Raw genomic sequence first — 8406 nt, 5'->3', positions numbered from 1 at the left:
CGCGGCGGTGCCGCCGAGCGCGCGCAGCAGTGAACGGCGGGACGGCGAGGGCGAGTTGGGAGTCCGGTGCATTCGGGCAGCATGCCGCCCGGCTCACCGTGCGGACAATCGACGCTCCGTCGATCCCGCCCGGCCGCGCCCGACACCCTGTCGACCGGCCCCACTTCGCCGAACCGCGGCAGCGTGGGGCGGCCCGGCCGGGGGCCGGGCGCACCGGGGCCCCGGGCGGTCCGTCCTCCGCCCGGGGCCCCGGTGTCTTCCGGCGATGCCGCCGCAAGGCCTACGCGTCGAGCGACGTCATCACGTGCTTGATGCGCGTGTAGTCCTCGAAGCCGTACGCCGACAGGTCCTTGCCGTAGCCGGACTTCTTGAAGCCGCCGTGGGGCATCTCGGCGACCAGCGGGATGTGGGTGTTGATCCACACGCAGCCGAAGTCGAGCTTCTTGGACATCCGCATGGCGCGGGCGTGGTCCTTGGTCCACACCGAGGAGGCCAGCGCGTACTCGACGCCGTTGGCCCACTCGACGGCCTGGTCCTCGTCCGAGAAGGACTGGACGGTGATGACCGGGCCGAAGACCTCCTTCTGGATGATCTCGTCGTCCTGCTTGAGCCCGGAGACGACGGTGGCGGCGTAGAAGTAGCCCTTCTCGCCGACCTGGTGGCCGCCGGCCTCTACCTTGGCGTGGGCGGGCAGCCGCTCGATGAAGCCGGCGACCTGCTTGAGCTGGTTGGGGTTGTTCAGCGGGCCGAAGAGGACGTCCTCGTCGTCGGGCTGCCCGGTCTTGGCGTCCTCGGCGGCCTTGGCGAGCGCGGAGACGAACTCGTCGTGGATCGACTCGTGCACCAGCACGCGCGTGGCGGCGGTGCAGTCCTGGCCGGCGTTGAAGAAGCCGGCCACCGAGATGTCCTCGACCGCCTTGTCGATGTCGGTGTCCTCGAAGACCACCACCGGGGCCTTGCCGCCGAGCTCGAGGTGGACGCGCTTGAGGTCCTTGGACGCGGACTCGGCGACCGACATGCCGGCGCGCACCGAGCCGGTGATGGAGGCCATCGCCGGGGTCGGGTGCTCGACCATCAGGCGGCCGGTGTCGCGGTCGCCGCAGATGACGTTGAAGACGCCCTTGGGCAGGACCGAGCCGATGATGTCGGCGATCAGGACCGTGGACGCGGGGGTGGTGTCCGACGGCTTGAGGACGACCGTGTTGCCCGCGGCGAGCGCCGGGGCGAACTTCCACACGGCCATCATCATCGGGTAGTTCCACGGCGCGACCTGCGCGCAGACACCGATCGGCTCGCGGCGGACGATCGAGGTCATGCCCTCCATGTACTCGCCGGCCGAGCGGCCCTCGAGCATCCGGGCCGCACCCGCGAAGAAGCGGATCTGGTCGACCATGGGCGGGATCTCCTCGGAGCGGGTCAGCCCGATCGGCTTGCCCGTGTTCTCCACCTCCGCCGCGATCAGCTCCTCGGCGCGCTCCTCGAAGGCGTCCGCGATCTTCAGCAGGGCCTTCTGCCGCTCCGCGGGGGTGGTGTCGCGCCAGCCGGGGAAGGCCGCGGCGGCGGCCGCCATGGCGGCGTCGACGTCCGCCTCGCCGGACAGCGGCGCGGTCGCGTAGGCCTCGCCGGTCGCGGGGTTGACCACCTCGGTGGTCCGTCCGTCGGCGGCGTCCCGGAACTCACCGTCGATGTAGTTGCGCAGACGACGCAGCTCGGTGCTCACTGCCGGCCCTCCTGGTCTGGTTGTGGCTCTTTCTGGCTGTTTCTGGCTGTCCAGCCACTGAGATGCCCACCCTAGTCGGCACTCCGACGTTTTCAACACCCCCGTCGCGTGGACTTCTGCGAAATCCGCACGTCTCAGTCCCGTAAACAACGAATTTCATCGCTACGGCCTTGCGGAACTGTCGAGACGTCGTGCACAGTGTGCTCGTGGCCAGTCGAAGCGCAGACCAGAGGGACTCCCGCGAGTCCAGGAACGGCAATCCCCACCTGGACGCCGTCTCCCTCGCCATCATCGAGCAGCTCCAGGAGGACGGCCGCCGGCCGTACGCCGCGATCGGCAAGGCCGTCGGCCTGTCGGAGGCGGCCGTGCGCCAGCGCGTCCAGAAGCTGCTCGACCAGGGCGTGATGCAGATCGTCGCCGTCACGGACCCGCTCACCGTGGGCTTCCGCAGGCAGGCGATGGTCGGCGTCAACGTCGAGGGAGACGTGGAGTCCATCGCGGACGCGCTGACTGACATGTCGGAAGTCGAGTACGTGGTGATGACCGCGGGCTCGTTCGACATCCTCGCCGAGATCGTCTGCGAGGACGACGACCACCTGCTGGACGTCATCAACAAACGCATCCGGACGCTGCCCGGCGTGCGCTCCACCGAGAGCTTCGTCTACCTCAAGCTCAAGAAGCAGACCTACATGTGGGGAACCCGATAACCGTGAGCAAGGACCTCAGCCGTACCGCGTACGACCACCTGTGGATGCACTTCACCCGCATGTCCTCGTACGAGAACTCCCCCGTGCCGACGATCGTGCGCGGCGAGGGGACCTACATCTACGACGACAAGGGCAAGCGCTACCTGGACGGCCTCGCGGGCCTGTTCGTGGTCCAGGCCGGCCACGGTCGCACCGAGCTGGCCGAGACCGCCTTCAAGCAGGCGCAGGAGCTGGCGTTCTTCCCGGTGTGGTCCTACGCCCACCCCAAGGCCGTGGAGCTCGCGGAGCGGCTCGCCGACCACGCCCCGGGCGACCTGAACAAGGTCTTCTTCACCACCGGCGGCGGCGAGGCGGTGGAGACCGCCTGGAAGCTCGCCAAGCAGTACTTCAAGCTGACCGGCAAGCCCACCAAGTACAAGGTCATATCGCGCGCGGTCGCCTACCACGGCACCCCGCAGGGCGCCCTGTCCATCACCGGCCTGCCGGGCCTGAAGGCCCCCTTCGAGCCGCTGGTCCCGGGCGCGCACAAGGTCCCGAACACCAACATCTACCGCGCCCCGATCTTCGGCGACGACCCCGAGGCCTTCGGCCGCTGGGCCGCCGACCAGATCGAGCAGCAGATCCTCTTCGAGGGCCCGGACACCGTCGCGGCGGTCTTCCTGGAGCCCGTGCAGAACGCCGGCGGCTGCTTCCCGCCCCCGCCCGGATACTTCCAGCGCGTGCGCGAGATCTGCGACCAGTACGACGTGCTGCTCGTCTCCGACGAGGTCATCTGCGCCTTCGGCCGCCTGGGCACGATGTTCGCCTGCGACAAGTTCGGCTACGTCCCGGACATGATCACCTGCGCAAAGGGCATGACCTCGGGCTACTCCCCGATCGGCGCGTGCATCGTCTCCGACCGTCTGGCCGAGCCGTTCTACAAGGGCGACAACACCTTCCTGCACGGCTACACCTTCGGCGGTCACCCGGTCTCCGCGGCCGTGGGCCTGGCCAACCTCGACCTGTTCGAGCGCGAGGGCCTCAACCAGCACGTGCTGGACAACGAGGGCGCGTTCCTGTCCACCCTGCAGAAGCTGCACGACCTGCCGATCGTCGGTGACGTCCGCGGCAACGGCTTCTTCTACGGCATCGAGCTGGTCAAGGACAAGAACACCAAGGAATCCTTCAACGAGGAGGAGACCGAGCGCGTCCTGTACGGCTTCCTGTCCAAGGCGCTGTTCGACAACGGCCTGTACTGCCGTGCCGACGACCGCGGCGACCCGGTCGTCCAGCTCGCCCCGCCGCTGATCTCCAACCAGGAGACCTTCGACGAGATCGAGCAGATCCTGCGCGCGACGCTGACGGAGGCGTGGACCAAGCTGTGACCGGCGTGCCGCGCGTGCCCCTGGCGGGCACGCGGCGGCGCGGCGCCGTACGGCGCACACCTCCGATCAGATGATGATCACCGGCCCCGGGGCCGTCCGTTCGAGTGAGAAACGGCGGTCCGGGGCCGTGTGCTGTCCGGGCCCGTGCCGTCGGCTGCCTAGCGTGCCTGTGACCGATCGGCTCCGGCTTCGTTCCCCCGGACGGGGGAATCAACGGACCCGCACGGCGATCCGCGCGGCACTACCGATCCGAACGAGGTGTACGCCATGGTGGCCCCACCCGACAACGACGTGCTCTGGGCGCGCGCCCTGCACTACACCCACAACGACGGCTCGCCCGGCCTGAACGGCGTCTCGCTGGGGGTCCGGCAGGGCGAGATCCTGGCGGTCGGCGGCCCGTGCGGGAGCGGCAAGACGACCCTGCTGCGGTGCCTGTCCGGAATGGTGCGGGTACAGCGCGGCGAGGTCTGGTTCAACAGCGCCCCGGTGCACACCCTCGGCCCGCTGGCCCGCGAGCGGCTGCGCAGGGACCGGTTCGGCTGGATCGACCCCGCGCCCGCCCTCGTACCGGAGCTGAACGTCTGGGAGAACACCGCGCTGCCCCTGATGCTGCGCGGCACCAGCAGGCGCCGCGCCAAGGTGGCCGCGCTGGAGTGGCTGGAGCGGCTCGACGTCGGCGACCTCTCCGGCCGGCGGCCGCACCAGCTGCGCCAGGCCGAGCGGCAACGGGTCTGCATCGCCCGCGCGCTCGCGCCCGCCCCCACGGTCCTCTTCGCCGACGAGCCGACCGCGCCCCTGCACCGCGCCGACCGGGCGCACGTGCTGCGCACGCTCACCACGGCGGCCCGTTCGCACGGCATCACGGTCGTCCTCGCCACCCACGACGCGGAGACCGCGGCCCTCGCCGACCGCACGGTGGGGCTGCTCGACGGACGGTGCGTGCGGTCCGTGCACCTGCCCCCGGCCGGCGACTCCACGGAAGGCCGGGCCGCGTGCTCGCTCTCCGTCTGACCCGCGTCGCCCACCCCGCCGTCCACCTGCGCCGTCTGACGGTCGCGGCCGCGTCGGCGGGCACCGGCTTCCTGCTGCTGTGCAGCCTCGGCCACGCCCTCGGCCACCCGGACGCCCCGGGCGCCTCCCTGCTGCGTCTGTCCTGGTGCGCGGTGCCGCTGGTGGCCACCGTGTACCTCGCGGTCGCGGTGGCCCGCGCCGACCCCGGCACCCGGCCCCGCTCGGGCCTGTCCGCGCTCGGCCTCGGACCCGGGCGGATGATGGCCGTCTCGGCGGCGACGACGGCGCTGTCCTGCGCGCTGGGCTGCCTGGCGGCGGCGGTGGTCTTCCTGTACCTACGCGGCGCCCTGGGCCTCACGGGCCTGCCCTTCGACGGCGCGGCCGCCGCCTTCCTGAGCGCCCGTGAGCCCCTCCCGGTCCCGGGCACCCTGACCCTCCTGTCCGTCATCCCGCTCACGGCATCGGTGACGGTCGCCCTGACCCTGCGCCCCCGAGAGCCCCGCACACGGGACACCGCACGGCGGGACGGCCGGTTCGGTGCGTACGGGCGCGCCGGCCGCCCCCGCGAGATCTTCGGAACGTACGGCAGATTCGGCACCCGCGCGCGCAACAGCGACCCGGCACCGTCCACGCCCGGCACCTCCGCCCGGGGTCGCGGCCGCGGGGCCGCGCCGGCATCGGGGCGCGGGCCCGCGGGGACGCCGGCCCCGGGACACGGGTCCGGGGCAACGCCGGCTGCGGGACACGGGTCCCCGGCGATGCCCGCACTGCGGCACGGGTCAGAGGCCGCGTCCGGCCCGGACCTCGGGTCCGACATCGCTTCCGGCTCAGGCTCGGCTGCTGAGGCGGCGCAGCGCCGGGGCTCGGCTGCTGAGGCGGCGCAGCGCCGGGGCTCGGCTGCTGAGGCGGCGCAGCGCCGGGGCTCGGGGGCCGAGGCGGTGTGCGGCCCGGGCTCGGGGGCCGAGGTCGCGTCCGGCCCGGAGCGCGTGCGCGATGTCGCGCCCGGCGAAGGGCCCGGGTCGGACTCCGCGTCGACGTCATCCTCCGCGCCGGGACACCGGCCCGGCGGGACATCCACCCCCGCTCTCACCCCGGACCACCGGCCCGAAGGCACACCCACCTCCGCCCTCACCCCGGGCCACCGGGCCCAGGTACCCTCCGCCTCCGCGCCCGCGCCGGGGCAGCGGGCCGAGGGGGCGCCCGCGCCGGGCCCTGGGCCCGCAGGGACGTCCGCGCCCGGCCGGCGGGCCGGGGTGTCCGCGGCCGGGGTCGTTGGGCGGGCGCAGGTGTCGGCTGCCGTGGCCGCGGCGGGTGTGTGTGCGCCGGGCTCCGCGGGGGCGACCGTCGTAGTCGACGGCGCCGAGGCGGACGGGCAGCACGAGGAACCGGACCCCCTCCGCCCCCTGCCGCCCCGCCGGCCCCCGTCCGGGCTCCCCTGGGGCGTAGCCGTGCTGGCCGCCGGGCTGGCCGTCGAGGCCTACGCCGGCCGCTCCCCCGCCCGGGCAGTGCGGGCCTCCGCACTGCCCGGCGGGCTCGCCGCCGACTCGGCTCCGGTTCTCGTCGGCTGGCTGCTCACCGCGTTCGGGCTGGCCCTCGCCGGCCCCGGCCTGACCCACCTGTGCGGCCGGCTGCTGCAGTCCGTCCGCCCGGGCGCGCTGCGCCTGCTGGCGGGCCGCGTGCTGATGGCCGAGGCGGCCCGCGTCGGCCGCCCGCTCGGCGTCGTCTGCGCGGTGGCGTCGGGGGCGTACGCCATGGTCACGCTCTACGAGGGCGGCGCACCGGCCTTCGGTCCGCTCACCGCCCTCGGCGCACTGGTCGTCAGCGGCTGCGCGGTCGCGGCCCTGCTGACCGCCGCGGTCGAGGCGCGCCAGGACCGGGCCGACACCACCGCCGCACTGGTACGGCTCGGGGCGCCCGCCACGATGCTGCGCGCCTCCGCCGCCCTGCGCGCCGCCGCCCTGCTGGCCCTGTTCCTCCCGCTGACCCTGGCGATCGCGCACCTCGCGGCCCTGCCGCTGGCCCGCTGAGCGGGCGCCGGAAAGAAAATCGCGGGCCCGCCGATGAGTTCCCGGCGGGCCCCCGGTCTACCCCTGCGAACGCCACCAACGGCACGCCCACCGACGGGAGAGGCACCACCATGTACCAGCAGATGATCTTCGTGAACCTGGCGACCGACGACGTGGCCGCGGCCAGGAAGTTCTTCACCGAGCTCGGCTACGCGATCAACCCGCAGTTCTCGACCGACGACTGCGCCTGCGTCGTCATCAGCGACACGATCATCGCGATGCTGCTCAGCAAGCAGCACTACGCCACCTTCACCAAGAAGGAGATCGCCGACTCCAGGACGACCAGCGAGACACTGATCTGTCTGAGCGCCGAGAGCCGCGAGAAGGTCGACGAGCTGGTCGAGAAGGCGATCGCGGCGGGCGGCACGGCGAGCGGCGAGACCCAGGACCACGGCTTCATGTACGGCCGCGCCTTCGACGACCTCGACGGCCACACCTGGGAGGTCATGTGGATGGACCCGGCGGCGGTCCAGGGCTGAGCACAGGGGGCGTCACGAGCGTTGAAACGTCTGTGCGGTTAATAAACAGGCAAAGCCAACGCCCTTGCGGGGCATATGCATTGACACTTCTGACGGAGCGCTTATAGACCTGTGTGTCTCCTGGGGGTGATGGGACTTCGGCTCGTGGTCGGCCCAACACCCCCCAAGCCCCCCGCAATTGCGCATCCCGTGAAGGGCAAAGTGGCCATCTTGTCCATATCTCGCCGTACCGCACGCACCGTGCGCATCCTCGGTGTCGCCTCCGCGTCCGCCGCGCTCGCGCTCGGCGCCGCGGGCACCGCGCTCGCCTGCAACATCAGTGAGTTCTCCGCCGAAGCGAAGTGCGACGGCGGCAAGGGCGTCATCGTCGTCACCGACAAGGACGCCTCCCGCACCCCGGCCCTCGTCACCGTGTTCCTGGAGAACAACGGCGCCGACGCGAAGAAGGTCGGCCAGCAGAACGTCAAGGGTTCCGCCACCGGCACCACGGTGACCTTCGCCGAGGACTGGCAGCCCAACGCCGTGTACCGCATCCACGTCAAGGCCGGCGGCAAGCTGGTCGACGAGGACATCAAGCCGAACCTGTCCGCGCCGGCCACGGCCTGCAAGGCGGAGTCCCCGAGCACTCCGGCCACCCCGTCGAAGCCGGCGAGCCCGGCTCCGTCGAAGACGCCGTCGCAGACCACCCCGGCTCCGACGCCCTCCGCCTCGGAGAGCAGCTCGGCTCCGGCCGGCACCGCGAGCAACGCCCCCTCGCCCGCGGTCGGTGACTCCAACCTCGCCGAGACCGGCGCCAGTTCCAACACCGGTCTGATCGCCGGCATCGCGGCCGCCCTGGTCGTCGTCGGCGGCGGCGCGGTCTTCTTCGGCCTGCGCCGACGCGGAGCGAACAGCAGCCGCTGACGCGCACACCGCCAAGTACGGTGGCCCGCCCCCGGGTTCGGGGGCGGGCCATCGGCGTATGGGCGACCGGCGTACCCGCGTACGGCCGTTCGCGCCGTGCGGATCAGCCCAGTACCGCGACGTCCGCCACGTCGAACTCCACGCCCACCTCCTGCC

General features: G+C 72.3%; 6 protein-coding genes and 1 pseudogene. 6 read left to right on the top strand and 1 reads right to left on the bottom strand.

What is annotated here, in order from left to right; translation table 11 throughout:
- Positions 1-280 precede the first annotated feature (280 nt).
- Positions 281-1720 (bottom strand): gamma-aminobutyraldehyde dehydrogenase, encoded by a 1440-nt coding sequence (locus IE249_RS27965; RefSeq protein ID WP_189709101.1) that lies wholly within the window; start codon positions 1718-1720, stop codon positions 281-283.
- A gap of 191 nt (positions 1721-1911) precedes the next feature.
- Here IE249_RS27965 and IE249_RS27960 point away from each other — a divergent pair, with 191 nt between their 5' ends.
- The 6 genes and pseudogenes from IE249_RS27960 to IE249_RS27930 all read left to right on the top strand — a co-directional run bounded on the left by IE249_RS27960 (position 1912) and on the right by IE249_RS27930 (position 8250).
- Positions 1912-2427, top strand: coding sequence for an Lrp/AsnC family transcriptional regulator (locus IE249_RS27960; protein ID WP_189709099.1), 516 nt, complete (start codon positions 1912-1914; stop codon positions 2425-2427).
- Positions 2412-3791 carry an aspartate aminotransferase family protein gene (locus IE249_RS27955; RefSeq protein WP_189709097.1) on the top strand — a complete coding sequence of 460 codons (1380 nt, stop codon included), beginning with the start codon at positions 2412-2414 and terminating at the stop codon, positions 3789-3791. Before IE249_RS27960 ends, IE249_RS27955 begins: the two co-directional genes overlap by 16 nt.
- 267 nt (positions 3792-4058) lie before the next feature.
- Positions 4059-4802, top strand: coding sequence for an ABC transporter ATP-binding protein (locus tag IE249_RS27950; protein WP_189709095.1), 744 nt, complete (start codon positions 4059-4061; stop codon positions 4800-4802).
- A pseudogene (locus IE249_RS40310) lies at positions 4784-5309 on the top strand (hypothetical protein); the annotation flags it as partial. The gene IE249_RS27950 and the pseudogene IE249_RS40310, both read left to right, overlap by 19 nt.
- Positions 5310-6939: 1630 nt before the next feature.
- A complete protein-coding gene (locus tag IE249_RS27935) occupies positions 6940-7347 on the top strand; it encodes a VOC family protein (protein ID WP_189709093.1) in 408 nt (135 codons plus the stop codon).
- Between the two features lie 210 nt (positions 7348-7557).
- Complete coding sequence (locus IE249_RS27930; protein WP_189709091.1) at positions 7558-8250, top strand: LAETG motif-containing sortase-dependent surface protein; 693 nt, start codon at positions 7558-7560, stop codon at positions 8248-8250.
- The last annotated feature ends 156 nt before the right edge of the window (positions 8251-8406 follow it).

Origin of the sequence: Streptomyces anandii JCM 4720 (genome assembly GCF_014650655.1) — a bacterium.
Classification (GTDB): Bacteria; Actinomycetota; Actinomycetes; order Streptomycetales; family Streptomycetaceae; genus Streptomyces; species Streptomyces anandii.
This window is presented reverse-complemented; position numbering and strand designations above follow the sequence as displayed.

Coding starts and splice junctions, on each gene's coding strand:
- IE249_RS27950 (WP_189709095.1), top strand. CDS start 4,059: ATGGTGGCCCCACCCGACAACGACGTGCTCTGGGCGCGCGCCCTGCAC.
- IE249_RS27935 (WP_189709093.1), top strand. CDS start 6,940: ATGTACCAGCAGATGATCTTCGTGAACCTGGCGACCGACGACGTGGCC.